Origin of the sequence: Silvimonas amylolytica, assembly GCF_014645555.1 — a bacterium.
In the GTDB taxonomy this organism is placed as follows: Bacteria; Pseudomonadota; Gammaproteobacteria; order Burkholderiales; family Chitinibacteraceae; genus Silvimonas; species Silvimonas amylolytica.
The window spans coordinates 99374-123641 of sequence record NZ_BMLY01000005.1 but is presented as its reverse complement, the minus strand read 5'-3'; the positions used below and the strand labels follow the sequence as shown (position 1 = coordinate 123641).

At 59.7% G+C, this 24268-nt stretch carries 19 protein-coding genes; 12 read left to right on the top strand and 7 right to left on the bottom strand.

The window, feature by feature from the left end; all coding sequences use genetic code 11:
• Positions 1-9: 9 nt before the first annotated feature.
• From IEX44_RS14860 to IEX44_RS14835, 6 genes are all read left to right on the top strand, one after another.
• A complete protein-coding gene (locus tag IEX44_RS14860; RefSeq protein ID WP_188695520.1) occupies positions 10-801 on the top strand; it encodes an ABC transporter permease in 792 nt (263 codons plus the stop codon).
• A 45-nt stretch (positions 802-846) separates the two neighbouring features.
• Positions 847-1932 carry an ABC transporter substrate-binding protein gene (locus IEX44_RS14855; protein WP_188695517.1) on the top strand — a complete coding sequence of 362 codons (1086 nt, stop codon included), beginning with the start codon at positions 847-849 and terminating at the stop codon, positions 1930-1932.
• A gap of 17 nt (positions 1933-1949) precedes the next feature.
• The gene (locus IEX44_RS14850; RefSeq protein ID WP_188695514.1) at positions 1950-2798 is read left to right on the top strand and encodes an ABC transporter permease; all 849 of its coding nucleotides are present in this window, start codon (positions 1950-1952) and stop codon (positions 2796-2798) included.
• 9 nt (positions 2799-2807) lie between these two features.
• The gene (locus IEX44_RS14845) at positions 2808-3611 is read left to right on the top strand and encodes an ABC transporter permease (protein WP_188695512.1); all 804 of its coding nucleotides are present in this window, start codon (positions 2808-2810) and stop codon (positions 3609-3611) included.
• 33 nt (positions 3612-3644) lie between these two features.
• Positions 3645-4469, top strand: a complete 825-nt coding sequence (locus IEX44_RS14840) for an ABC transporter ATP-binding protein (protein WP_188695509.1) — start codon at positions 3645-3647, stop codon at positions 4467-4469.
• A gap of 198 nt (positions 4470-4667) precedes the next feature.
• Positions 4668-5780 carry a sigma-54 interaction domain-containing protein gene (locus IEX44_RS14835; protein ID WP_188695506.1) on the top strand — a complete coding sequence of 371 codons (1113 nt, stop codon included), beginning with the start codon at positions 4668-4670 and terminating at the stop codon, positions 5778-5780.
• 58 nt (positions 5781-5838) lie between these two features.
• Here the strand turns inward: IEX44_RS14835 and IEX44_RS14830 are convergent, their stop codons facing one another.
• From IEX44_RS14830 to IEX44_RS14815, 4 genes are all read right to left on the bottom strand, one after another.
• The gene (locus IEX44_RS14830; RefSeq protein ID WP_188695503.1) at positions 5839-7185 is read right to left on the bottom strand and encodes an LLM class flavin-dependent oxidoreductase; all 1347 of its coding nucleotides are present in this window, start codon (positions 7183-7185) and stop codon (positions 5839-5841) included.
• 18 nt (positions 7186-7203) lie between these two features.
• On the bottom strand, positions 7204-8133 hold the full coding sequence (locus tag IEX44_RS14825) for a TauD/TfdA dioxygenase family protein (RefSeq protein ID WP_188695501.1): 930 nt from the start codon (positions 8131-8133) through the stop codon (positions 7204-7206).
• Between the two features lie 430 nt (positions 8134-8563).
• A complete protein-coding gene (locus tag IEX44_RS14820) occupies positions 8564-8773 on the bottom strand; it encodes a hypothetical protein (RefSeq protein ID WP_188695498.1) in 210 nt (69 codons plus the stop codon).
• 693 nt (positions 8774-9466) lie between these two features.
• On the bottom strand, positions 9467-10039 hold the full coding sequence (locus tag IEX44_RS14815) for a flavodoxin family protein (protein ID WP_188695494.1): 573 nt from the start codon (positions 10037-10039) through the stop codon (positions 9467-9469).
• Between the two features lie 186 nt (positions 10040-10225).
• On the opposite strand from IEX44_RS14815, the gene IEX44_RS14810 reads away from it, so the two are divergent.
• Entirely contained in the window at positions 10226-10612 is a 387-nt protein-coding gene (locus IEX44_RS14810; RefSeq protein WP_188695491.1) for a tautomerase family protein, read from the top strand.
• Here the strand turns inward: IEX44_RS14810 and IEX44_RS14805 are convergent.
• The gene (locus IEX44_RS14805) at positions 10607-11512 is read right to left on the bottom strand and encodes a LysR family transcriptional regulator (RefSeq protein WP_188695489.1); all 906 of its coding nucleotides are present in this window, start codon (positions 11510-11512) and stop codon (positions 10607-10609) included. The genes IEX44_RS14810 and IEX44_RS14805 overlap by 6 nt on opposite strands.
• 116 nt (positions 11513-11628) lie before the next feature.
• Here IEX44_RS14805 and IEX44_RS14800 point away from each other — a divergent pair, with 116 nt between their 5' ends.
• The gene (locus IEX44_RS14800; protein WP_188695484.1) at positions 11629-13050 is read left to right on the top strand and encodes an aldehyde dehydrogenase family protein; all 1422 of its coding nucleotides are present in this window, start codon (positions 11629-11631) and stop codon (positions 13048-13050) included.
• A gap of 551 nt (positions 13051-13601) precedes the next feature.
• On the opposite strand, the gene IEX44_RS14795 is transcribed toward IEX44_RS14800, so the two are convergent.
• Positions 13602-14585, bottom strand: a complete 984-nt coding sequence (locus IEX44_RS14795) for a LysR family transcriptional regulator (protein ID WP_188695481.1) — start codon at positions 14583-14585, stop codon at positions 13602-13604.
• Positions 14586-15403: 818 nt separating this feature from the next.
• On the opposite strand from IEX44_RS14795, the gene IEX44_RS14790 reads away from it, so the two are divergent.
• From IEX44_RS14790 to IEX44_RS14775, 4 genes are all read left to right on the top strand, one after another.
• Positions 15404-16417, top strand: a complete 1014-nt coding sequence (locus tag IEX44_RS14790; protein ID WP_188695478.1) for a zinc-dependent alcohol dehydrogenase family protein — start codon at positions 15404-15406, stop codon at positions 16415-16417.
• A 103-nt stretch (positions 16418-16520) separates the two neighbouring features.
• Positions 16521-17717: an efflux RND transporter periplasmic adaptor subunit gene (locus IEX44_RS14785; RefSeq protein ID WP_188695475.1), complete on the top strand. Its 1197-nt coding sequence runs from the start codon at positions 16521-16523 to the stop codon at positions 17715-17717.
• 544 nt (positions 17718-18261) lie between these two features.
• Entirely contained in the window at positions 18262-21459 is a 3198-nt protein-coding gene (locus IEX44_RS14780) for an efflux RND transporter permease subunit (RefSeq protein ID WP_188695472.1), read from the top strand.
• A 1-nt stretch (position 21460) separates the two neighbouring features.
• Entirely contained in the window at positions 21461-22885 is a 1425-nt protein-coding gene (locus IEX44_RS14775) for an efflux transporter outer membrane subunit (RefSeq protein WP_188695468.1), read from the top strand.
• A 74-nt stretch (positions 22886-22959) separates the two neighbouring features.
• On the opposite strand, the gene IEX44_RS14770 is transcribed toward IEX44_RS14775, so the two are convergent.
• A complete protein-coding gene (locus IEX44_RS14770; protein ID WP_188695467.1) occupies positions 22960-24162 on the bottom strand; it encodes an SEL1-like repeat protein in 1203 nt (400 codons plus the stop codon).
• Positions 24163-24268 lie beyond the last annotated feature (106 nt).

The window sequence follows — 24268 nt, the reverse complement described above, 5'->3', positions numbered from 1 at the left end:
GAGACTGCCATGTCCACTTCTTCTACCCGTACTGCCCTGTGGCAACGCGACTGGCGCGGTCTGGTTTTCCCCGTGCTGTTTGTCGCGCTGTGGCAAGTCGCCGCCAGCGCAGGCTGGGTCAACACCAAACTGATCGTCAGCCCGCTGGCAGTACTGCAAGCCGGCTGGCAAGAGATCACCGCCAACGGTTTTGCGCATGCCCTGGCCGCCAGCCTGGCGCGGGATCTGGCCGGCTTTGTGCTGGGCAGCCTGGCCGGCATTGCCTTTGGCACGCTGCTGGGTTTGTCGCGCTGGGCCGATCGCCTGTTGGGGCCAACCTTCCATACGGTGCGGCAGATCAGCCTGTTCGCGTGGATTCCGTTGATCTCGATCTGGCTGGGCTACACCGATCAAGCCCGCGTGCTGTTCATTGCTGTCGCGGCTTTTTACCCCGTGGTGTTGTCCACGCATGAAGGCATCCGCAGCGTGAGCAAAGCGCAGTTTGAGGTCGCCCGCGTATATGGCTTTAGCCGCTGGCAACGGTTGGTGCGGCTGGTTTTGCCCGCAGCATCGCCGCAGATTCTGACCGGGCTGAACCTGGCACTGATCTATGCCTGGCTGGCCACCATCGGCGCGGAATTCTTGCTGCCCAGTTTCGATGCCGCCGGCGTTGGCGCGACGGTGATCCGTGGCCGCTCTGCATTCCGGGTAGACGTGATCATTGTCGGCATGCTGGTGATCGGCCTGACTGGCTACGCGTTGAATCGCCTGGCGCAACGGCTGGAAAACCGCCTGCTGATCTGGCGCGGCCCCGCCCACTGATGCACCCCATAACCACATTCATTTTCCACCTCTGAGGACCTGCCCATGTTCAGCCTTTCATTTTTACGCGGCCCGCTGGCACGCCTCACCCTGGCGGTGACGGCGTTTGGCCTGGCCGCCGGCGCCTTCGCCGAAGCGCCGCCCACGGTCATCCATATTGGCGTGGCAACCCCTAAAACCGGCAATCCGCCCGCCTTCACGGTCGGCCCGGTTGGCGTGGCCTATACGCGTGGCCTGATTGAAGAAGAATTCAAGAAAGACAACGTGAAGATCGACTGGGTGTTTTTCCGCGGTGCGGGCCCGGCCGTGAACGAAGCACTGACCAACAAGCAGCTGGATTTTGCTTTCCAGGGTGATTTGCCCTCGCTGGTGGGCAAAGCCGGTGGCCTCAATACCCGGCTGATTGCACTGGCAGGCACGCGCCAGCACGTCTACCTGGCTGTGCCGCCAGACTCGCCCATCAAGAGCGTTAAAGATCTCAAGGGCAAGCGCGTTGGGTTTTCTATCGGCACCAATATCCAGACCCCGATCAACCGTATTCTGGCCGCCAACGGGCTGACCGAGCGTGACATCCGCGTGGTCAATCTGTCCGTAGAAGGCATTGCCCCTGCGCTATCGAGCAAGTCCATCGATGCGGTGTTCTCATGGGTCCAGATTCTGCCGCTCAAAGACAAAGGCCTGGCTCGCATTGTGTTCAGCGACCATGAAAACGCGGCCTACGCATGCAATTCCGGCGTACTGGTGACCGATGACTTTGCCAAAAAGTATCCGCAAACCACCACGCGCCTCTTGAAAGCCCTGCTGCCCGCCAACCGCTGGCTGGCTGATCCGGCCAATACCAATGCGTATATCAGTCTTGTCGCCAAAATGGGCTTCCCGGAAAAAACCCTGCATGAAGACCAGGATGGCGAAGATGCGCTGCTGCAATCGAGCCCCTTGCTGACGGATTACGCCCTGAGCTTGTATCAAGGCGTGGCAGACGATGCGTTCCGCCTGAAGTTGGCGCGTAGTCGGGTTGATGTCAAACAGTGGGCAGATGGCTCCTTCCTGGCGGCCGCGCTGCAGCAGTCCCAGCTGACCGGTTTCTGGCCAACGCTGGACAACAACGGCCACAAGCTGGCCGCCAAATGAGACTGCAGGGAGAGCCCATGCTGACCCAACAACCACTGCTACCCTTGCCCACTGCACCAGAACCCGTGGCAGTACGGCCTGCCCGGCACTGGCGTCTTCCACGCCTGCCAGCTGCGGGACGCGCGTTGATTGCGCTGATGTTTCCACTTGCCTTGCTCGGCGCGTGGGCGCTGGCCACACGCTATGAATGGATCGCGCCGCAAATCCTGCCCAGCCCGACCACCGTACTCAGCGCGCTAACCGAACTGGCGCAAACGGGCGACCTGGCCCGCAACGCGCTCGTCAGCTTCTGGCGCGTGGTCTGGGGCTTTGGCCTGGGCGCAGCACTGGGTTTGCTGCTGGGCGTTGGCTTTGGGCTCTCCAGCCTGCTCCGGGACTACGTCTACCCGCTGTTCCGTGCCGTCGCACAAGTACCGGTGCTGGGCTGGTTGCCGTTTCTGATCCTGCTCCTGGGCATGGAAGAAGCGTTGAAGGTGGTCTTGGTCGCCAAAGCCGTGCTGGTGCCCGTGGCCATCAATACCGACCAGGGCATCCGCAGTGTGCCGCCCCAGTACCTTGAAGTAGCCCGCGTGTACGGCTTTGGTCGCTGGCAGCAGCTAACACGGGTGATTCTGCCTGCCGCGTTGCCGGGCATCTGGAATGGCATTCGCTACGGTCTGACCAACGCCTGGCTGGCCCTGGTTGCCGTAGAACTGCTGGCCTCCAGCGAGGGGCTGGGGTTTTTGATTGTTTACGGTCGGCAGTTGTTCCAGCTGGATGTCGTGCTGGCCGCCGTGGTCATCATTGGCGGCGTGGGCTTTGTGCTGGACAAGCTGTTGTCCGTGATCGAAAAACGCCTGCTGCGCTGGCGCCGTGAAGCGTTTTGAGGGGAAATCATGACTTCACCAAACCGTACCTCATCATGGCTGCGGTATTTGCACCCCGCCGCCGTCCCGCCCGCTTTGCGGGGCTGGGTATTGCCAGCGCTGATCCTGTTCTTGTGGTGGGCCGGCTATGCCAGCGGCCGCTTTACCAACCCGTTGTTTGTCTCGCCGGGCAAGGTGGTCGATGCGGCGCTTGAACTGATCCGCACCGGCACGCTGTGGCAAGCACTCAGCGCCAGTCTGACACGTGATCTGGCCGGCTTTGCGATTGGTACGCTGGCCGGCCTTGCCCTGGGGACTGCCCTGGGCCTGTTCAGGCTGGCCGAGAACATCTTCAACCCGACACTGAACGCCTTCAAACAAGTCTCGATCTTTGCCTGGGTGCCGCTGATCTCTTTGTGGTTTGGCCTGGGTGATCTGGCCAAGATCGCCTTTATCGCGCTGGCCGCGTTCTGGCCAGCCTTTATCAACACCCTGGCGGCCGTGCGCGGCGTACCTAAAGAGTTGGTCGAAGTCGCCCGCGTACTGGGCTGGAACCGCCAGCAACTGGTGCGCCGCGTGGTCCTGCCCGCCGCGCTGCCGGGCATTTTCAGTGGTGTTTACCTGGCGTTGATTTACGCCTGGCTGGCCACACTGGGTTCTGAATATCTGCTGACCGCTGGCACGGGCATCGGCAATTTGCTGACCGATGGCCAGGAACAATTCCGCATGGATTACGTGCTGCTGGGCGTGATTCTGGTCGGCTTGATTGGCTACGGCTTCACCGCACTGGCGGGCGGCGTGGAACGCTATTTCACACGTTGGCAACGCCGCTAAACCGCACATCAAACATTGAACAAGGACACCACCATGGCACATGCAGCCACGCTCGACATCCGTAATCTGGGCAAGCATTACCCGGTTTCTGGCGAACCCAAGCCGGTGCTGGAAAACATCTCCCTCTCTATCAAGCCGGGCGAGTTCGTCAGCATCGTTGGCGCCAGCGGTTGCGGCAAATCCACGCTGTTGCGCTTGATCATTGGTCTGGAGCAAGACTACCAGGGTGAGATCGCGCTGGACGGCCAACGCATCACCGGCACCAGCCTGAATCGGGGCATCGTGTTCCAGGAGCATCGCTTGTTCCCCTGGCTGACCGTGGAACAGAACGTGGGACTGGGTTTGCTCAATAGCGAACAGACCCCCGCGCAGCGCCAGAAAGCCATTCAGGAACACATTGACCTCGTTGGCCTGAAAGGGTTTGAGGGCGCTTACCCCTATCAGCTGTCTGGCGGGATGAGCCAGCGCGTCGCCATCGCCCGAGCCCTCGTGAACCGGCCGGAAGTCTTGTTGCTGGATGAACCCTTCGGCGCACTCGACGCCCTGACCCGCAACTATCTGCAGCAAGAACTGCAACGCATCTGGGAGCAAGAAGGCATCACCATGATCCTCGTGACGCACGATGTGGAAGAAGCCGTTTACCTGGGCGACCGCATCGTGGTGATGCAACCACGTCCGGGCCGGATCAAGCGCATTGTGGATGTACCGCTGGCCCGCCCCCGGGATCGCGGGAGTTATGACTTCGCGGCGATCAAGGAAGATGTATTGCAAGAGTTTGGCGATGGAAAGCTGGTCGCCGACCTGGCGCTGCGCCGCCCGGATCCGCTGACTGCTGGGGAATGGCACTTTGCCTGGTGAGGCAGACTGGATCTTGAAACAAGCCCCGCATTTGCGGGGCTTGTTTTTTGGCAAACCAGACCTCTCTTTGTTGGCCAAAACCTCACTTACCGATATAACAACAAATCTACAAATTATTTTTAGTTATTAAAAAACCATTATAAAGTCAATCCAGTTCCATGACCCCACCTGGACAAAACCCATCCGCCAGGAGCTGCCATGCTGTCGAATACCCCGATCTATACCCTGCCTACAGACCCCGCCAAAGCCGAGCGCGCCAAGGCGGTGGTGTTTTCAGACCCGGCCAGCCGCGCGCTGTTTGCCCGGCTAGAGAAAGTCGCCGCCAGCGAGGCCCCGATCCTGATCGTGGGCGAGACCGGTACGGGCAAGGAAATCCTGGCGCGCAAGCTGCATGAAACCAGCGGGCGTACCGGGCCATTTATGGCGATCAACTGCGGGGCAATCAACGAAACCCTGGCGGAGAGTGAGTTCTTCGGCCACGAGGCCGGTGCCTTCACCGGCGCGCTGCGCCAGCGCGAAGGCTATTTTGAAGCCGCACGGGGTGGCACGCTGTTTCTGGATGAGATCGGCGAGTTACCGCTGATTTTGCAAACCCGCTTGCTGCGCGTGCTGCAAGAAAAAGAAGTGGTTCGCGTGGGTGCCCGCAAGCCGGTTCCGATTGATGTGCGCGTGGTTGCGGCGACCAATGTGGATTTGCAGGCAGCGGTACAGGATGGCCGGTTCCGGCGTGATCTGTATTACCGCATCAACCTGATTACGCTGCCCGTTGCGCCGTTGCGGGAACGCACTGGGGATATCCTGCCGCTGGCGGAACATTTCCTGGCACGCTATGCCCAGCGCCAGGGACAACCGACGCCAGAACTGGGGCCAGACATTCGCCAGGCACTATTACGTCACACCTGGCCGGGCAACATCCGGGAACTGGAAAACGTCATGCACGCCGCGCTGCTGCTGGCGCATGAAGGAAATATCCGGCCCGAGCATCTGCTACTGGACCCTGATCTGAACCCGCCCGTGCCCAATGTGCCGACACCGGCCGTGGAAGCCGGCATGATCGAGCCCAATGAGCTGATTGATCACGCGCTCACGCGGTTGTTGTCAGAGGCGACACCAGATCTGTTTGCACGGCTGGAGCGCCAGATCGTCCACACGGCGCTGACCCAGCACCGCTTCAATCAGGTCCGCACTGCGCAAGCGCTGGGGATTTCCCGCCATGCCTTGCGCACGCTGATGAAGCGGCACGGCTGGCTGGATAACGTACAAACCACCCATGCCGGCCTTCCGCTAGCGCATCTGGCCCGCGCGGTTTAACAAAGGCGCTGATCCAGACCGGACTGGACCGGATCAGCGCCTGCAGCGCCTACTTCCTTTACGCCACTACCTTGTGGGTATAGCGGTTGACCGGACGCGCCAGCCCAAGGCTTTCCCGCAGCGTGTGGCCTTCGTACTCGGTACGGAACAGACCGCGTTTACGCAGTTCTGGCAGCACCAGTTCGATAAAGTCATCCAGGCCGCCGGGCAGCGTGGGTGGCATGACGTTAAAGCCATCGGCGGCGTCGTTTTCGAACCATTCCTGCAACTGATCTGCCACATCCACCGCCGACCCGACCAGCGTCAGGTGCCCGCGCGCACCGGCAATGCGCAGATAGAGTTCGCGAATCGACAAGTTGTCACGCCGCGCCAGCTCCACCAGCAAAGACTGCCGGCTCTTGCCACCGTTGCTTTCCGGCAGGTCTGGCAACGGGCCATCCAGTGGGTAGGCCGACAAATCCGCACCGCCCAGCATGCCGGACAACAGCGCCAGCCCAACAGCGGGTTGGATGAGATCTTGCAGCGCCTGATACTTCTCTTGTGCCTCTTCCCGTGTGCGGCCAACCACCGGGAACACGCCCGGCAAAATCTTCAGTTGATCTGGCGTACGGCCATAGCGGGCCAGCCGACCTTTCACATCACGGTAAAACGCTTGCGCATCAGCCAGTGTTTGCTGGGCGGTGAAGATCACCTCTGCCGTACGCGCGGCCAGTTCCTTGCCCGGCTCGGATGAACCGGCCTGCACGATCACCGGGTAGCCCTGCACCGGCCGCGCCACGTTCAACGGCCCGCGTACGCTGAAGTGTTTACCCTGATGATCCAGCCGGTGCACGGCGTCTGGCTTGAAGAAACGGCCGGATTGTTTGTCGCGCACAAAGGCATCGTCGTCCCAGCTGTCCCACAGGCCGGTCACCACGTCGATGAATTCTTCGGCGCGGTTGTAGCGGTCGGCATGGGCCAGGTGTGCTTCCCGGCTGAAGTTGAATGCCTCTGCGGCATTGGCCGACGTCACCAGGTTCCAGCCCGCACGGCCGCCTGATAAATGATCCAGCGAGGCAAACTTGCGCGCCAGGTGATAAGGCTCGTTATAGGTGGTGGTCACCGTGGCGATCAGGCCAATGTGATCGGTCACGGCAGACAAGGCCGAAAGCAGCGTAATCGGCTCGAAATGATCTGCCTGCGCGCTACGGCTTTGCGCTTCCTGCTCTGCGCCCGCACCCCACACGGCGGCGCTGTCGGCAAAGAACACGGCATCGAATTTGGCGCGCTCAGCCGTCTGGGCAATCTGCTTGAAGTGCTCAAACTGAATGCCGCCATCAGCACGGGCTTGCGGGTGACGCCAGGCCGCCACGTGGTGGCCGGCGGTCATCAAAAAGGCATTGAGTTTCAGTTGGCGTTGGCTCATGGAGTTCTCCTTGATGGCTTAGAAGGGGCGGCTGCCGGCCAGGCTCACGCGCTTGAGCACGCGACGCTCTTCAGCCGGGAAAGCGGTCCGCGAATGCAACGTCGCCTGGTTGTCCCAATACACGATGTCGCCGACTTGCCAGTCATGCTCGTAGCGGTAATCCGGGTTTTGCAGGTGGTCGCGCAGGCGTGCGATCAGTGTCTGTGCATGTTCCGGATCAACACCCGGAACTTCGACCTCGGTATGCGTAGACAAGAACAACACCTTCTTGCCGCTGGATGGATGTGTCCGCACCAGTGGATGCGGGAACGCCGCGCTGGTGGGCGTTTGATCCGGCAGACGATACAAGCGGCGCGGCTGACCATGCGGGTGGGTAAACGGGTTGTAGGTGATCAGTTGTAGCTGGTCGATCTCGGCGCGGGTTTCGTCATCCAGATCGGCATAGGCCTCGGCAATGTTGTACCAACTGGTCAGCCCGCCAGAGGCCGGGACTTCCAGCGCATACAGCAACGATCCGGCCGAGGGCAGCGGCGTCCATTGATGGTCAATATGCGGAGTCAGCTCACCATTGCCGGTATAGCCACCCGACTGGTTAGAGACGGGCACGACATCCGGCGGTGTGCCGGCGGCTTCAGAGGCCAGCACGGGGACATCTTCTGGCGGACGAAAGACCGAGCCAAAGTAGGTGGTGAATGCCAGGAAGCGATCATCACTCAGTTGCTGGTTACGAAAAATCAGGATGTGGTGGTCATCCAGCGCCTTTTTCAGGCGCAACACCAGATCAGACGAGAGCGGGCGGTTGGCATCCAGCCCGGTAACAATGGCGCCCAGTGCACCACCGGTAGGTGTAATGGTGACGTCTTCAGGCGTCTGGATGGCCGGACGATCCAGCGCCAGGGCATTGAGCGCGCGCGAGACCGGCGTGGTCAGGGTAAACGTGGTGGTCATGGCAAATCCTTGTGGTTTCTGGTTTTTGTTGAGCATCAATGGATGGTCAGGGGTGTATTTGCAGAAACCGTGCCAGCGGGATTGCCTTGATTTGCGGGCGGTTTGCCCGGCCACGGCGGGTGGATTGTGTTGCTGGCGGCAGGAAGAGCGACAAAATGTGGGGTTTGGGACAGGGTGGCATTTTTGGATGCCGCTATCCTGGCATGATGGTTTGTGGCTTTGCCACTGAGTAGCCGGGATGGGGGTCACCTCTGGCCGGGAATCCGGGGAGACTGATCTTGTTCACATTGTTGGATGTTGTTAGCGCCTTCGGCACGGCTTTTAAAAGCTTTTGATACCGGCGGTGGCCGGAGCACCCTACTTTCTTTGCTTCGCCAAAGAAAGTAGGCAAAGAAAGGCGACCCCAGCCTGGCGGCCCTCCGGGCTTCCCTCAGTCGGTCGGGAGCCTTGGGTCTCCCTCCACTCCATCGGCGCTTGGCTTTAACGGGGGAAGAAAGTCAAAAGCAGCGGCAACCCCAAAACCCAAGTCAACAACAACAACAACAGCAGCAACAGCAGCAACAACAACAGCAACAGCAACAGCAACAGCAACAGCAACAGCAACAGCAACAGCAACAGCAACAGCCAATTCAACACGCATCCCACTGACTCGTCATTCCGGCCTGGAGCCGGAATCCAGCTGCGATGTATGCCTGCCGCTCAAGACAATTCAGAGTGATCGCGGTAATCCACCACAAGCAGCCCGTTGGGCTGCGGACTGGATTCCCGCCTCAGCGGGGGCCCGCCGAGGGGAATGACGAAGTGGTGGGCGTGGTGGACCGTTCTTGCAAGCGAGCGTTGGGGCCTTTGCCTTTGCCTTTGCCTTTGCCTTTGCCTTTGCCTTTGCCTTTGCCTTTGCCTTTGGCTTTTGATGTTGCCGTTGCTTTTGACTTGCCTCCCCTCCGGCAGTGCCGAGCATCGCAGCGGGGCCCGGGAATTCGGCGAGGGGTGTCTGAGCGTAGCGAGTTCCCGAGCCTGCCGGGCCACGCGAGAAGCGCAGGGAACCCCGAAGGGGCGCTGTCGCAGGGGTCGCCTTTCTTTGGTTACTTTCTTTGGCGAAGCAAAGAAAGTAACGTGCTCCGGCCACAGCCGGTATCAAATGCTTTTCAAACCGCGCCGTCAGGCGCTAACACTGGTTCAGGTTTGAAACCAGCCATGGTGGATTGTCGCCAAGGCTCCAAATACCCCTTCCCGCCACAAAAAACAAAAAACGGCCATCGCCAGCTCATGCCGACAACGACCGTTTCCTGATCACCCGCGCCAGACCGACACTCGGCGGGCAGCAGCAAATAACTTACTTCGCCAGCTTCGCCGCAAATTCCACGACCCGCTTGCCCAGCAAACGCGCTGTTTCCAGATCACCACTGCGCGGTGCTTCCTCTGGCGAGGCATCCGACGGCGAGATCGCCAACGCACCGGCAAAACCCGCAGTCCAGTTCACATCATTCGGGCCGTGGGCCTTGGTATTGGCCGGCATCAGACCTGTCCCCACCCACACTTGCCCGTGCTGTTGCGACAGCGTCCAGAAGTACTCGATCGTCGAGAACTTGTCACCGTTGGTAGAGGCCGAATTGGTAAAGCCAGCCGCCACTTTGTTTTTCCACGCTTGCATAAACCATGGCTTGGACGATGCATCGGCAAACTTCTTGAACTGCCAGGCCGGTCCGCCCATATAGGTCGGGCTGCCATAGATGATGGCGTCTGCCGCGCCAATGGCATCAAACGCGCCATCAGGCAGATTGCCTTCGCCATCAATGCGGTACAGCGTGGCCTCAGCACCGGCGGCCACGGCACCTTCGTGCACAGCCTCAGCCTGTTTGGCGGTATGGCCGTAGCCGCTGAAATAGACAATTGCGATTTTGCTCATGACTGACGGTCCTTTGGTATTGATCAGAGTTTGAACAACAAGTGACTTCGGCAAGAAAACGGCGCGTTTCGGCAGGAACTATAGTCTGCCGCCTGAACAAGTTGAAGCTGCCGATTGGCGCACGAGCATCGCATGGCTGGAAGCCCACTCTATGATGCGGTCATACCCCTGAGCAGGAGCCTTACCATGCCGCTGGTCCGCATCGATATTCGCAAACACAAAGACCCGACCTTTGCCAAACGCGTGGGTCAACACGTTTTCGCCGCCTTGCAAAGTGCCATGAATGTGCCGGATCACGATCTGTTTCAGGTCCTGGCCGAACACGATGCCGAGCACATGATCTATGACCCGCAGTACCTTGGCATCCATCGGACGGATGGGATCATCTTCGTTCAGATTACTTTGAACGAAGGCCGTACCGTAGAACAGAAAAAGTCGCTTTACCAAACGCTGGCCAAAAGTCTGGAGAAGGATTTGCACGTGCGCCAGGAAGACGTGTTGATCAACCTGGTTGAGGTAAAAAAAGAAAACTGGTCTTTCGGCAACGGCATTGCCCAGTACGCCACGTCATAAGGCCGATGGCTGTAAATCACTGCTGCGGATCAGGTCTATCAACGCGCGCAGGCCGGCAGAGAGGTGTTTGCGGCTGGGGTAATACAAACACAGACCCGGGAAGGCGGGTGTCCACTCTTGCAAAACGCGGACCAACGTCCCATTTGCCAGATCTGCCGCCACCGAACTGTCGCTCAGGTAACTCAGCCCCTGACCTGCGCGGGCAGCATCCAGCATCAATGTCCCTTCATCCAGCGTGATCTGCCCCTGTACATCGACCACTGTCGACTCGCCGTGGCGAAAGAATTCCCAGCGATAGATACCACCGCTGGGCAGGCGAGAGCGGATGCACTCGTGCTGCAGTAAATCCCCCGGCGTTTGCGGCGGCGGGTTGCGCGCAAAGTAGTCGGGGCTACCAACGACGGCAAAAGACAAAGGCCCGCCCATCGGGATGGCGATCATGTCTTGCGGTACGGTCTCTGCCAGCCGGATGCCCGCATCAAACCCCGCCACCACAATATCAATCAGCTTGCCCTCCGTGACGATGTCCAGCCGCATGTCCGGGTAACGCTGCAGAAACGCCATGAACAACGGCATAGCCGCGCGCGCCGCACCGGTAGAGGTATTGATCCGTAACGTGCCAGAGGGCGTGTCGCGGTAGTTACCGGCAGTATCAATGGCACTGCGGATCAGCGTCAGCGCAGGGGCGATCTGGTCTGCAAACTGGCTGCCGGCCTCGGTCAGCGCCACGCTGCGGGTAGTGCGGTTAAAGAGCCTCACCCCCAGACGCGCTTCAAGTGCAGCGACAGTGTGGCTCAAGGCGGAAGTCGACACCCCCAGTTCTGTTGCCGCTGCGCGAAAACTCTTCAAGCGGGCAACAGCGAGGACAGCTTCCAGTTCATTCAGGCCGGATGTTTGCATTGTCCTGATTTCCTCAACAAGTCATCAAAGATTGTACGGCTAGTTAATGCAATCCGGTAAGCCTATCTTCCCTGCATGGATGCTGAAAACACAGCGACGAACCCAGGAGAAACAACATGCAACGCATCAATCAGGTGTTTATTGATGGCGCTTTGGTCACCCCACATGGCACCGAACTCTTTGACCTCTATAACCCGGCCAAAGCCGAGGTGATCGGGCAGGTACAACTGGCCGACGCCACCGACGCAGAGCGCGCCATTGCGGCCGCCAAACGCGCCTTCCCCACCTTCAGCCGCAGCAGCAAAGAAAGCCGTATCGCCCTGCTGCGCCGTATGGCGGCCCAGGTCCGTGCCCGTGTGGATGACCTGACCGAAGCCCTGGTGACTGAATACGGCGCACCGGTATCCCGTGCGGGCTGGATGGCCCATCATGCCGTCAACGTACTGGAAGACGCCGCCAACGTACTGGAAAACTACAGCTTCACCTACCGCGCCGGCACGGCCGACGTCATCATGACGCCGCTGGGTGTCGCGGGCCTGATCACGCCGTGGAACAGCAATGCCGGGTTTATCTGCGGCAAGCTGGCCGCCGCGCTGGCGGCTGGTTGTACCGCCGTGGTCAAACCCAGCGAAATGAGTGCGATCCAGACGCAAATCGTGATGGAAGCCCTAAGCGCCGCCGACATCCCGCAAGGCGTGGTGAACATTGTGACCGGCCGTGGCGAGGTCGTCGGCGCGGTGCTCAGCAGCCACCCGGACATTGCCAAAGTGTCTTTCACTGGTTCCAGCGCCGTCGGCAAAGGCATCCTGAAAGCCGGGGCCGAGACCTTCAAACGCATCACCCTGGAGTTGGGCGGCAAATCTCCGGTCGTGGTGCTGGACGATGCTGACCTGAACGTGGCCGTAGACCAGGCACTGCAAGCGGGCTTCACCAACAGCGGCCAGGCTTGCATTGCCGGCACGCGCATTCTGGTGCCGGAACATATGGCCACCGACTTCGCCGCTCGTGTGAAAAACGCCGTGGCGAGTATCCAGTCTGGTGACCCGCATGACCCACAAACACAGATCGGCCCGATGGTCAGCCAGAAACAATGGGAACGCGTACAACGCTATATCCGCCTGGGTCAGGAAGAAGGCGCAACATTGCTCACCGGCGGCGAAGGCCGGCCTGACGGCACCGACAACGGCTGGTTCGTGAAACCGACCGTGTTTGCCGATGTGCACAACGACATGACCATTGCCCGTGAGGAGATCTTTGGGCCGGTGTTGTCGATCATCACTTACAAGACCGAGGAAGACGCCATCCGCATTGCCAACGACACGCTGTATGGCCTACAGGCGTACGTGTTGTCGTCTGACGTGGCGCGTGCGCAACGCGTGGCCAACCAACTGGAAGCCGGCCGCGTGGCCATCAACGGCGCCCCGCACGAACCGGCGGCACCATTTGGCGGGTTCAAACAGTCCGGCATTGGCCGGGAATACGGCAAGAACGGGATGGAAGCGTTTCTGGAACCGAAGGCCGTGCTGGTGCCGCGTTGAGGGAAGTGTTTCGCGATCCGTCATCGCTTGATGGATCGCCTCTTTTCGGAGCCATTCCGCGGAGCCATTTCCACGTTTGTGGATCGCCAAGAGCGTAGCTGGATTCCCGCCTTCGCGGGAATGACGAGGTGGTGGAGCAATCAGATCATGCTTGCGTAAAGATGGTTTGCGGGGTTGGGGTTGCTTTTGACTTTCTCCCCCATTAAAGCCAAGCGCCGAAGGAGCGAGGGAGACCCCAGGCTCCCGACCGACTGAGGGCAGCCCGGAGGGCCGCCAGGCTGGGGTCGCCTTTCTTTGGTTACTTTCTTTGGCGAAGCAAAGAAAGTAACGTGGGCCCGGCACCCCGGGTATCAAATGCCTTTCACCCGCGCCGCAAGGCGCTAACAACCCACAATAATATGAACCAGGCCCGCGACCCCGGATTCCCGGCCTTGCGACCGCCATCCGGGCTACATTTTGGCAACGGCCAGCAAAGGCCACTTGCAGCGGCCAAACAAGACTCCGGCGCCAGGCCGGAATGACGAAGTGATGGGCTCGCAAGCCCATCCTTTTTACTCCTCCAGCAACGCCGGCATCGGATCCTGCCACTGCTGCGACGACGATCCCGCCCCCGGCAACAACCGGCTCTCACACGACGCACACACCCGCATACAGATATCCATAATCGTCTGCCGCAACCACTGATGCCCCGGATCACGCTCGCACCGGTTATGCCAAACCATATGCGCGTGAGACTGCGGCATCTCAAACGGCAAGGGGGTGGCATGGATTTCAGCGCGGCGCGGGTGCGTCAGCACTACGCTTTCTGGCACGACGGCGATCAGGTTACAGGCGGTCAGCAAGTCGATCACGCCATAGAAATTGTTCACCGTCATGGCCACGCGGCGGCGCATGCCCTTTTGCAGTAACAACTCATCCACAAACCCGACCGGATCACCCGAGAGTGAGACCAGCAGGTGATCCGCGCTCAGAAAGTTTTCCAGCGATAGCGGCCGATTAGCCAGCGGATGATTGCGGCGCATGGCGCAGACAAAGCCGGTATCGAACATCCATTGCTGACGCAATTCACCGCCTGGCAAGGCTTTGACGCCGACAGCGAGGTCAATCTCGTTCTCGTCGAACTGGTCTTTCAGGCCGTTCACGCGGATTGGCACGGCCAGAATATCGATGCCCGGTGCACGCGCTTCCAGCAGGTTGCGTAGTGGCGGCCACAACGGGTAGGTCATATGGTCGGTCGCCGCAATACGGAACCGGCGCGCCGTGGTGGCCGGGTCAAACGGCGCCGGATTGATGGTTTCGCGGATCGTGGCCAGCGGCAGGCCAATATCCCGCCAGATGGCCGATGCACGCGGCGTGGGACGGATGCCACGGCCTTCCTTGATGAAGAGTGGGTCTTTCCACACCACGCGCATGCGGGCAACGGCGTTGCTGACCGCAGATTGCGTCATGGCCAGTTGCTGGGCCGCCTTGGTGACGGAGCCCTCGGTCATGATGGCGTCGAAGATGGAGAGGAGGTTCAGGTCTACATCACGCATGAGGGGTTCCTGGTTGATGGAAGGTTAGCGCCTTGCGGCGCGGGATATTTGTTTGTTTCATAAGCAGCGCACTTGCCATATTTGGCTACCTGTTCGCTGCTTTTGGGACCACGTTGTCCGCAATATGAATGAACTTCATTCTTCACCGGCTCGCCATTCCGGTCCTCGGCGGGCCCCTTGAGCCGGAATCCAGTCCAGCCGCCGGAGGTGGCCTTTATTGGCAAGAAGGCCAGCCTTGTAGGGTGGATTCGGAGCGGCAGCGACAATCCACCTTTGCGATATGTGTTAGCGCCTTCGGCGCGGGTGTTTTTGATACCGGGGGTGCCCGGAGCACGGTACTTTCTTTTGGGTCGCCAAAAGAAAGTACCCAAAGAAAAGGCGACCCCCGGACTTTTGCCCTCCGGGCTTCCCTCAATCAGTCGGGAGCCCAAGGTCTCCCTCCCTCAATCGGAAAAGTCCTCGACAGGGGGAGAAAGTCAAAAACAACCGCAACCACAACCCAGTTTGCTCTCCGGGTTTTGCCCGGAAATCACGTGGACTCACACCAAACCAACTAATCACTACAGGTGATGATTACCACATGCCAAATCAATAGGTTCACGCAAATTTCATGCTGACAACCACTGACACTACAACCCACTTTCGATTTTTCTAATACAGGCTTGCATCTGCCACAAACGCGTTGAAACCGCGCCAGTGTTCAACTGCGTTGTTTATCCATCATTCCTGGTGATGACATTGTTATCAACTGTCAATTAGACGACTGGTCTAGTTTATCAATATTCTTGCCGCAATCAATCATTATCTGGATGGCCGACATGCGCGCCTTTGTCCTCGACCCCTCTCAATGCGGCAGTGCATCACTGCGTTTGCAGAAGAGCCGCGCCACGCCGGCGCTGGGTCCACGGGATGTACTGGTGCGGGTGCGGGCGGTGTCGCTCAATCATCGGGATCTGGCCATTGCGGATGGTTGCCTGGGTTACCGGGCCGAGCACGCTGTGGTGCCGTTGTCGGATTCATCAGGTGAAGTGATCGAACTGGGCAAAGAAGTGCGCAGCCTGCGATTGGGTCAGCGGGTGGTCAACACGTTCTTCCCGGACTGGACCAGCCAGAACGCCACGCAAGAGAACACCCGCCGCACGTTCGGCGCGGACAGCGACGGTGTGGCCAGCGAGTTCGCGGTGTTTAGCGAATCCGCGCTGTTGCCGCTGCCTGACGCCCTGAGCTTTGAAGAAGCCGCCGCGTTGCCTTGCGCCGGTGTCACCGCCTGGCATGCGTTGATGGAACACGGCGCGGTGCGACCGGGTGAGTACGTGGCGGTGCTGGGCACAGGTGGTGTGGCATCCATGGCGCTACAACTGGCCGTGGCGGCGGGTGCGCGGGTGGCGGTGATCAGTGGTGATGACGACAAACTGTGCCGTGCCGTGCACATGGGCGCGAGTTACACCATCAACCATCACCGTATGCCGGAATGGCAAAACGGCTTGATGGCGTGGACCGAGGGCCGCGGTGTAGATCAGATGGTCGATGTTTGTGGCGACACCCTGCCGCGCTCGGTCGCCGCGACGCGGGTCGGCGGCAAGGTCAGCGTGGTGGGTGATCTGGCCAGCCAGGGCACTTTGCTGGACCCGCGACAGGTGCTGGAGCGCCAGGTGCGCTTGCAAGGCGTCAATGTGGGCAGCCGCAGCATGTTCCAGGCGCTGCTGGCCGCGTTGTCAGTCAACCGGATCAAGCCGGTAATCAGTGATCTTTTCGGCTTTGACGAAACCCCCGCCGCCTACGACGCCCTGCGCCGTGGCCGGCACGTCGGCAAGCTGGTGGTCGCCCTCTAGCGCCCATCTGCCCTTCCCCTTTTTCAATCAAGTAGTTCGCAGTACCGGAATCAAACGGCGATACAGCCGTGGATAACAGCCAACTTTTTTTCGGAGAAACGTCATGCAACGCAAACGCATTTCATCAGTTGCCGCCTTGCTGGTGCTCGCCCCCATTGCTGCGGCGGTGTTGTCTGCCTGCCAGGACAGCCGCGCCAGTGAGCAAGCCGCTGCGCCACCGCCCCCGACGGTGAGCGTGGCGGCAGTGGTGCACAAATCACTCAACGACTGGGATGAGTTCACCGGCCGGCTGGAAGCGCCGCAAACGGTGGAAATCCGTCCCCGTGTGAGTGGTTACGTGCAAACCGTCAACTTTCGCGAAGGTGCGGTGGTCAAGAAGGGCGATCTCTTGTTCCAGATTGACCCGCGCCCCTTCCAGGCAGAGGTCGATCGCCTGACTGCGGAAAACCAGTCTGCCAAAGCCCACCTGGCCCAGGCGCACAGCGATGCCGAACGCGCCCAACGCCTGAAGTCACAAGACGCGATCAGCCAGGAAGACTTTGACGCCCGCAACACGGCACTGCTGGCCGCGACCGCTCAGGTCGATGCCACCTCGGCGGAACTGGCTTCGGCCAGGCTCAACCTGGAATACACCCACGTCACCGCGCCCATCAACGGCCGCGTGAGCAACGCGCTGATCACGGCGGGCAACCTGGTGAGTAGCAGCGCAGCAGGGGCCAGTTTGCTGACCACCGTGGTCTCTACCGACAAGGTGTATGCCTACTTTGATGCGGACGAGCAAACGTTCCTGAAGTACCAGCAACAAGCACGTCAGCACAAAGTGAACGCGGCCGACGACAAGTACCCGATCTTCCTTGGTCTTGCCGATGAAGCCGGCTACCCGCATCAGGGTGCTGTGGATTTCCTGGATAACCAGGTGAACCCGCGCACCGGCACCATCCGCGCCCGCGCCGTGTTCGACAACCAGAACGGCGAGTTCACGCCGGGCCTGTTTGTGCGGCTCAAGCTGATTGGTGAAGGCCAGCGCGACGGCATCCTGATCAACGATCGGGCGGTCAGTTCTGACCTGGGCAAGAAGTTTGTGCTGGTGGTCGGCGCGGACAACAAGCTGGTTTACCGCACGGTGGAACTGGGTAGCGATGTCGACAACCTGCGGCTGGTGAAAAGCGGGTTGAAGGCGGGCGATGTGATTGTGGTGAATGGGCTGCAGAAGGTACGTCCAGGGATGGCGGTGACACCGGCCAAGGTGCCGATGGATACACCGTCTGACCTGGACCGGCAGTTTCCGGCCAAAGGGTAATCACCATCGGGATGGGGTGTTTGCGGGGATGTGGGTTGGGTTGTTGTTTGGGTGATGGGTTTTTGCTGGCGTGGGTTGGAACTGCAAAGTCAAAGGCAACTGCTTGAGCGCCTTTGGCGCGGGTGATTTTGATACCGGGGGTGCCCGGACCACCCTACTTTCTTTGCTTCGCCAAAGAAAGTAGGCAAAGAAAGGCGACCCCCGCACTTTGCGCCTCCGGCGTGCCCTCAGTCGGTCAGGAGCCTAAGGTCTCCCTCTCTCCATCGGCAAAGTGCTCGACAGGGGGAGGAAAGTCAAAAACAAACCCAACAGCAACAGCAAACCCAACCGCGGACTGCGTAGGGTGGATTCGGAGCGAAGCGACAATCCACCATTGCGACGGTGGATTGCTACGCGAATCCACCCTACCGCCACCACCCCCAACTCCGTCATTCCCGCGAACGCCGGAATCCAGGCGGCCACCGCAGGTGGTCTGCAGGAACCACAAGTTCAAGACACGTCAGGGCCTTTAACCCTGGCAGGTACAAAACACTGGGACAGAGACATGAACTTCTCTCAATATTTCATACAACGGCCGATCTTCGCCGCGGTGCTGTCGATGATCATTTTCATCGCCGGTCTGTTGGCGTTGAAGGTGTTGCCGATCAGCGAGTACCCGGAGGTGGTGCCGCCCACAGTGGTGGTGCGCGCCAATTATCCGGGGGCTAATCCACAAACCATTGCGGAAACCGTCGCCAGCCCGCTGGAGCAGAAAATCAACGGGGTCGAGGGGATGTTGTATCAGTCCTCGCAAGCCACGTCCGATGGCGCCATGACGCTGACCGTCACCTTTGCCCTGGGCACAGATGTCGATAAAGCGCAGGTCCAGGTGCAGAACCGCGTAGCGCAAGCCACGCCGCAGTTGCCGCAAGACGTACAACGTCTGGGCGTGACCACGGAAAAAAGCTCGCCAGACCTGACGATGGTGGTTCACCTCACCTCGCCCAACAACCGCTACGACATGCTCTATCTGAGCAATTTTGCCAATTTGCAGGTGAAGGATGCACTGGCGCGGATTGATGGCGTGGGCGATGTCCAACTGTTTGGCGCGGGTAATTACTCCATGCGCTTGTGGCTGGACCCGGAAAAAATCGCCAGTCGCAATCTGACCGCAGGTGACGTGGTCAAGGCGGTACGTGAGCAAAACATCCAGGTGGCCGCCGGTACGCTGGGCACGCCGCCGTCGTCTTCCACCGCCAATTACCAGCTCAGCGTCAACACTCAGGGCCGGCTGATTACCGAGGAAGAGTTCGGCAACATCATCATCCGCAGCGGTGCGGATGGCGAGATCGTGCGCCTGAAAGACGTGGCCCGTGTGGAACTGGGTGCTGACAAGTACGCCCTGCGCTCCTTGCTGGATAACAAACCTGCCGTGGCGATTCCGATCTTTGCGCGGCCAGGTTCCAATGCGCTGGATATCTCCAGGAACGTGCGCGCCACCATGGCGACACTGAAGAAAGACTTCCCGGAAGGCGTGGATTACTCCATCGTCTACGACCCGACCGTGTTCGTGAAGAGCTCGATCGAGGCCGTGGTGCATACGCTGTTCGAGGCCGTCTTGCTGGTGGTGCTGGTGGTGATCCTGTTCCTGCAAACCTGGCGGGCGTCGATCATTCCGCTGGTAGCGGTGCCGGTATCGCTGGTAGGTACGTTTGCGCTGATGCATCTGTTTGGCTTCAGCCTGAACGCGCTTTCCCTGTTTGGCCTTGTGCTGGCGATTGGTATCGTCGTGGATGATGCCATCGTGGTAGTCGAGAACGTCGAGCGGAACATTGAGCTGGGCCTGTCCCCGATCGATGCCACGCGCCGTGCCATGGGCGAAGTGACCGGCCCGATTGTCGCCACCGCCCTGGTGCTGTGCGCCGTGTTTATCCCGACCGCGTTTATCTCGGGTTTGACCGGCCAGTTCTATCGCCAGTTTGCGCTGACCATTGCCATCAGCACGGTGATTTCGGCCTTCAACTCGCTCACCTTGTCCCCGGCGCTGGCTGCTGTGCTGCTCAAGGGGCATGACGAACCCAAAGACCGCTTCACCCGCTGGATGGATGCCGCGCTGGGCTGGTTCTTCCGTCCGTTCAACCGCTTCTTTGTGCGCTCGTCCAACCGTTATGTGGGCAGTGTGCAGAGCATGCTGCGCCGCTCAACCATCGCCATGATTGTCTATGCCGGCTTGTTGGGCTTCACCGTGCTGGGTTTTCGCAGCGTGCCAACGGGTTTTGTGCCGCAGCAGGATAAACAATACCTGGTGTCGTTTGCGCAGTTGCCGGGTGCGGCCACGCTGGACCGGACTGAAAGCGTCATCCGCGCCATGAGCGCCATCGCCCTGAAAGAACCGGGCGTGGAAAGCGCCGTGGCGTTCCCGGGTTTGTCGATCAACGGGTTTACCAATAGTCCGTCGGCCGGGATCTTGTTTGTGACGCTCAAGCCGTTTGAAGAGCGCCGCTCGCCAGAACTGTCTGCGGGTGCCATTGCGGGCAAGCTCAACGCCAAGTACGCCGGTCTGCAAGATGCCTTTGTGGCCATTTTCCCACCACCGCCAGTACAGGGGCTGGGGACGATTGGTGGTTTCCGCATGCAGATTGAAGACCGCAGCGGGCTGGGCTTTGACGAGATGTACAAGCAAGTGCAGAACCTGATCGCCAAGGGCAGCAAGACACCAGAACTGGCCGGGATGTTCTCTGGCTACCAGGTCAACGTGCCGCAGATTGACGCCCATATCGACCGCGACAAAGCCAAGACCCACGGCGTGGCGCTGACCGATGCCTTTGACACCATGCAGATTTATCTCGGCTCTTTGTACGTGAACGACTTCAACCGCTTTGGCCGCACTTACCAGGTGAACGCCCAGGCCGACCAGTCGTTCCGCCTGCGCCCGGATGACATTGCCCGCCTGAAAACCCGCAATGCCGATGGCGACATGGTGCCGCTGGGCGCGTTCATGACCGTGAAGGAAACCAGCGGCCCGGATCGCGTACAGCATTACAACGGCTATGTAACGGCTGAAATCAATGGTGGCGCGGCACCAGGCTTTAGCTCCGGTCAGGCGCAAGCGGCCATGGAAAAACTGGCCAAAGAAGAACTGCCCAATGGCATGACCTACGAGTGGACCGAACTGACGTATCAGCAAATTCTGGCTGGCAATACCGCCATCCTGGTGTTCCCGCTGTGCGTGCTGCTGGTGTTCCTGGTGCTGGCTGCGCTGTATGAAAGCTGGACCATGCCGCTGGCCGTGATCCTGATCGTACCCATGGGTTTGTTGAGTGCCATTACCGGGCTGTGGCTCACCCACGGTGACAACAACATCTTTACGCAGATTGGCTTGATTGTGTTGGTGGGGCTGGCGTGCAAGAACGCGATCCTGATTGTCGAATTTGCGCGCGAGAAAGAAGAACTGGAAGGCATGGACCCGATCCACGCGGTGCTTGAGGCTTGCCGCCTGCGCCTGCGCCCGATTCTGATGACCTCAATGGCCTTCATCATGGGCGTGGTGCCGCTGGTGACCTCTACCGGTGCTGGCGCCGAAATGCGCCGCGCCATGGGCACCGCCGTGTTCTCCGGCATGCTGGGTGTGACCTTCTTTGGTCTGTTGCTGACCCCGGTGTTCTACGTCCTGCTGCGCAAGCTGGTGCTGTCTGGCAAGAAGCACAAAGCCACCACCGAACAACCGCCGCTGCTGCCACCGGCCCAACTGGAGGCGAAATAACATGATGCATTTACCACTCAAGGCGCTGACCGCGGCGCTGCTGGCCCTGGGGCTGGCGGCCTGCGCGGTTGGCCCGGACTATCACGCACCCAGGCCGGCAGATTTCCAGATCGCCAATGCCAAACTGGACGACTACAGCACCACGAAGATCGAACAGAACTGGTGGGCACAACTGGATGACCCGGCGCTCAGCCACCTGATTGATCAGGGTCTTGCCAACAACAACGACCTGCGTGTGGCGCTGGCCCGCGTCAACGCCGCCCGTGCGCAGTTTGATGTGGCCAAGATCGACCAATGGCCGACGGTCACGTTGAACGCTCAGGCGACCCGCCAGAATCAGCAAGTGCCCGGTTTCACCACCGACCGCGTGCTGACCAACTCGTTCCAGGCCGGTTTTGACGCCGGCTGGGAGCTAGACCTCTGGGGCCGCGTGGCCAATCTGGCCAAAGGGGCGGGCGCCCGCGCCGATGCCGCCGGCTACGATCTGGAAAGCGCCCGCATCAGTGTGGTGGCGGAAATTGGCCGCAACTATTATCTGATGCGGGGCGCCCAACAACGCTACGCCGTGGCCTTGCGCAACCTGAAGAATCTGGAATCGACGCTGGATATCACCCAGGCGCGTGTGACCAATGGTCAGGGCACGGAACTGGATGTGGCTCGGGCCAAGGCCAATCTGGCCAATGTGCAAGCCACGTTGCCGCCGCTGGAAACCGTGATCAAGCTGGCGCAGTACCGGCTTGATGTCCTGACCGGCGTCATGCCCGGCACCCAGGAAGCACAGCTGCAACCGGTCAGCTTGCCGCCGATCTCCAAACCCATCCCGATTGGCGATGCGACAGAACTGGTCAAGCGCCGGCCGGACATCGCCTCCGCCGAGCGTGATCTGGCGGCAGCCAATGCCGACGTCGGCGCAGCCATGGCCGAACGCTTCCCGCGCATCAGTGTGGGTGGTTTCCTGGGGTTTATCGCCAGCCGGGGCGGTGAACTGGGGCAGGCCAGTTCACAAGCCTGGAGCATTACGCCGTCCGTAGACTGGCCAGCGTTCCGGATGGGTGCAGTGAACGCGCGGATTCGTGCTAACGAAGCCAATGTGGATGCCAGCCTGGCACGCTACAACCAGACCGTGCTGCAAGCGGTGGAAGAAACCGAAGGCGCGCTCGTCACCTACAATCGCACGCAACAACGGCTGTCGCGGTTGGTCGAATCAGCCCAGCAAAGCAAACGTGCCGCCGACATTGCGCGTGTGCGCTACAAGGAAGGCGCAACAGACTTCCTGACCTTGCTGGATGCCGAACGCACCCAACTGGCTGCCGAAGATGCCATGGCACTGGCGGAGTCCGATTCCTATGTGGAACTGGTGGCGGTGTACAAAGCACTGGGCGGCGGCTGGCAAGCGCCGGTGGTGGCGACGGCCAGCAAAAGCTGAACGGCTGTTGTGCTGGTTTGGCGGTAAAACAAAACGGCTTGCCTTTGGGCAAGCCGTTTTTTTATACGCCAGACTCACAGCTCTTTTTGCAACAGCGGCCAATTCTTGATCGCAGCTTCTTCACCCTGGTCCACGGCCATTTTCATGTAGTGCGCCGCTTTTTTCTTGTCGACCGGAACGTGCGTGCCTTTCCAGTAATACACGCCCAAAAGACTCTGCGCCCAGTCATTGCCCTTGTCTGCCCCAGTAATGTAATCACGCATTGCGTCGTCAACGTGTCCCAACCGTTCTTGCGCAAGGCCGCGATTGGCGTAGTAGTGATCTTCGCAATCGCAACCGCCAGCAACGGTCAGTGCCCGGGTATACCAGACAACTGCATCCGCATTTTTTCCTGTCCGCAGATAACTATCGCCAATTTCACCAAACGTTTCAGCTGCAGCGCTTGGCGCCATCAGTTGCTCTTTACCTGAAACCAGTGCGGCGGATTTGGTCAACTGGGGAAGTGCCACCGCATATTGCTCTGCCTGAAAAGCAATCCAGCCCTGATCCTTGTAAACCATCGCCTCAAGCACGTTCATCTGGTCTTTGGACAAACCCTTGTCTTTGCAGTCATTGAGAAAATCGGCCATTTCACCAATAGAACCACCCCATCGGGTTTCCAGCGTGTGCATATATTGACGTCGCAATATAAAGCTATCAGGCACAGCTTTGATCGCGTTTTCGTAGAGCTGCCTTTTTTGGTCTCGTGACGCAACGTGATTCGCCATATCCAGCAGGGTGTAATACGCCATCACGGGCTTGCGCGTCATCCCGAGTGAAACCTGTAGATCCGGATACGCCATGCGATACAGCTGATCCATCTTGTCGAAGTTTGCCTGGGGAGTCTGGTTGCTGAACTGCCCTCCCCGGGCCTTGTGCGCCAGTATTTTGTAATGCAGTCCCCGCATCACGTGAGCCGCATGGGATTTGGGAAACTGTTTTACCCAGTCATCATAAAAGTAATCTGGCACCACGTTGGGGTTATAAATCGCGCGGTAGGCATCCAACAAATCCTGATCGGTGACTTTGCCCGCCTCATAGTTTTTCTGAATCTGGCTGATCTGCCGATCCAGTTCCGCAAACTGGCGATGCTCAAACAGCGAATAAAGATTGCCGAACTTGCCCGTGAAGGCGGACACGGCGGCTGGCACAGGCTGTGCGGCCATACTCGTCGCGGCAGACAAAAAAACGAACGTACCCCAAAGGGCCGTGCCCAGTCGGGCAATTGCAGTTGGCATTGTTGTTCTCAGGCGGGTTGAACTGATTTTTTGTGCAATCGCACTATATTGATGGCCTCACACTTGCGCACCCGCAACACCGACAGGCGTAGCAACCACGTTACAG

What these genes read in the sequence shown, in the direction of transcription:
- IEX44_RS14800 (WP_188695484.1), top strand. Translation starts at nt 11,629, where the DNA reads ATGCAACGCATCAATCAGGTGTTTATTGATGGCGCTTTGGTCACCCCA.
- IEX44_RS14775 (WP_188695468.1), top strand. Translation starts at nt 21,461, where the DNA reads ATGATGCATTTACCACTCAAGGCGCTGACCGCGGCGCTGCTGGCCCTG.
- IEX44_RS14815 (WP_188695494.1), bottom strand. Translation starts at nt 10,039, where the DNA reads ATGAGCAAAATCGCAATTGTCTATTTCAGCGGCTACGGCCATACCGCC.
- IEX44_RS14835 (WP_188695506.1), top strand. Translation starts at nt 4,668, where the DNA reads ATGCTGTCGAATACCCCGATCTATACCCTGCCTACAGACCCCGCCAAA.
- IEX44_RS14770 (WP_188695467.1), bottom strand. Translation starts at nt 24,162, where the DNA reads ATGCCAACTGCAATTGCCCGACTGGGCACGGCCCTTTGGGGTACGTTC.
- IEX44_RS14850 (WP_188695514.1), top strand. Translation starts at nt 1,950, where the DNA reads ATGCTGACCCAACAACCACTGCTACCCTTGCCCACTGCACCAGAACCC.
- IEX44_RS14780 (WP_188695472.1), top strand. Translation starts at nt 18,262, where the DNA reads ATGAACTTCTCTCAATATTTCATACAACGGCCGATCTTCGCCGCGGTG.
- IEX44_RS14790 (WP_188695478.1), top strand. Translation starts at nt 15,404, where the DNA reads ATGCGCGCCTTTGTCCTCGACCCCTCTCAATGCGGCAGTGCATCACTG.
- IEX44_RS14785 (WP_188695475.1), top strand. Translation starts at nt 16,521, where the DNA reads ATGCAACGCAAACGCATTTCATCAGTTGCCGCCTTGCTGGTGCTCGCC.
- IEX44_RS14830 (WP_188695503.1), bottom strand. Translation starts at nt 7,185, where the DNA reads ATGAGCCAACGCCAACTGAAACTCAATGCCTTTTTGATGACCGCCGGC.
- IEX44_RS14840 (WP_188695509.1), top strand. Translation starts at nt 3,645, where the DNA reads ATGGCACATGCAGCCACGCTCGACATCCGTAATCTGGGCAAGCATTAC.
- IEX44_RS14855 (WP_188695517.1), top strand. Translation starts at nt 847, where the DNA reads ATGTTCAGCCTTTCATTTTTACGCGGCCCGCTGGCACGCCTCACCCTG.
- IEX44_RS14860 (WP_188695520.1), top strand. Translation starts at nt 10, where the DNA reads ATGTCCACTTCTTCTACCCGTACTGCCCTGTGGCAACGCGACTGGCGC.
- IEX44_RS14820 (WP_188695498.1), bottom strand. Translation starts at nt 8,773, where the DNA reads ATGCGTGTTGAATTGGCTGTTGCTGTTGCTGTTGCTGTTGCTGTTGCT.
- IEX44_RS14825 (WP_188695501.1), bottom strand. Translation starts at nt 8,133, where the DNA reads ATGACCACCACGTTTACCCTGACCACGCCGGTCTCGCGCGCGCTCAAT.
- IEX44_RS14845 (WP_188695512.1), top strand. Translation starts at nt 2,808, where the DNA reads ATGACTTCACCAAACCGTACCTCATCATGGCTGCGGTATTTGCACCCC.
- IEX44_RS14805 (WP_188695489.1), bottom strand. Translation starts at nt 11,512, where the DNA reads ATGCAAACATCCGGCCTGAATGAACTGGAAGCTGTCCTCGCTGTTGCC.
- IEX44_RS14810 (WP_188695491.1), top strand. Translation starts at nt 10,226, where the DNA reads ATGCCGCTGGTCCGCATCGATATTCGCAAACACAAAGACCCGACCTTT.
- IEX44_RS14795 (WP_188695481.1), bottom strand. Translation starts at nt 14,585, where the DNA reads ATGCGTGATGTAGACCTGAACCTCCTCTCCATCTTCGACGCCATCATG.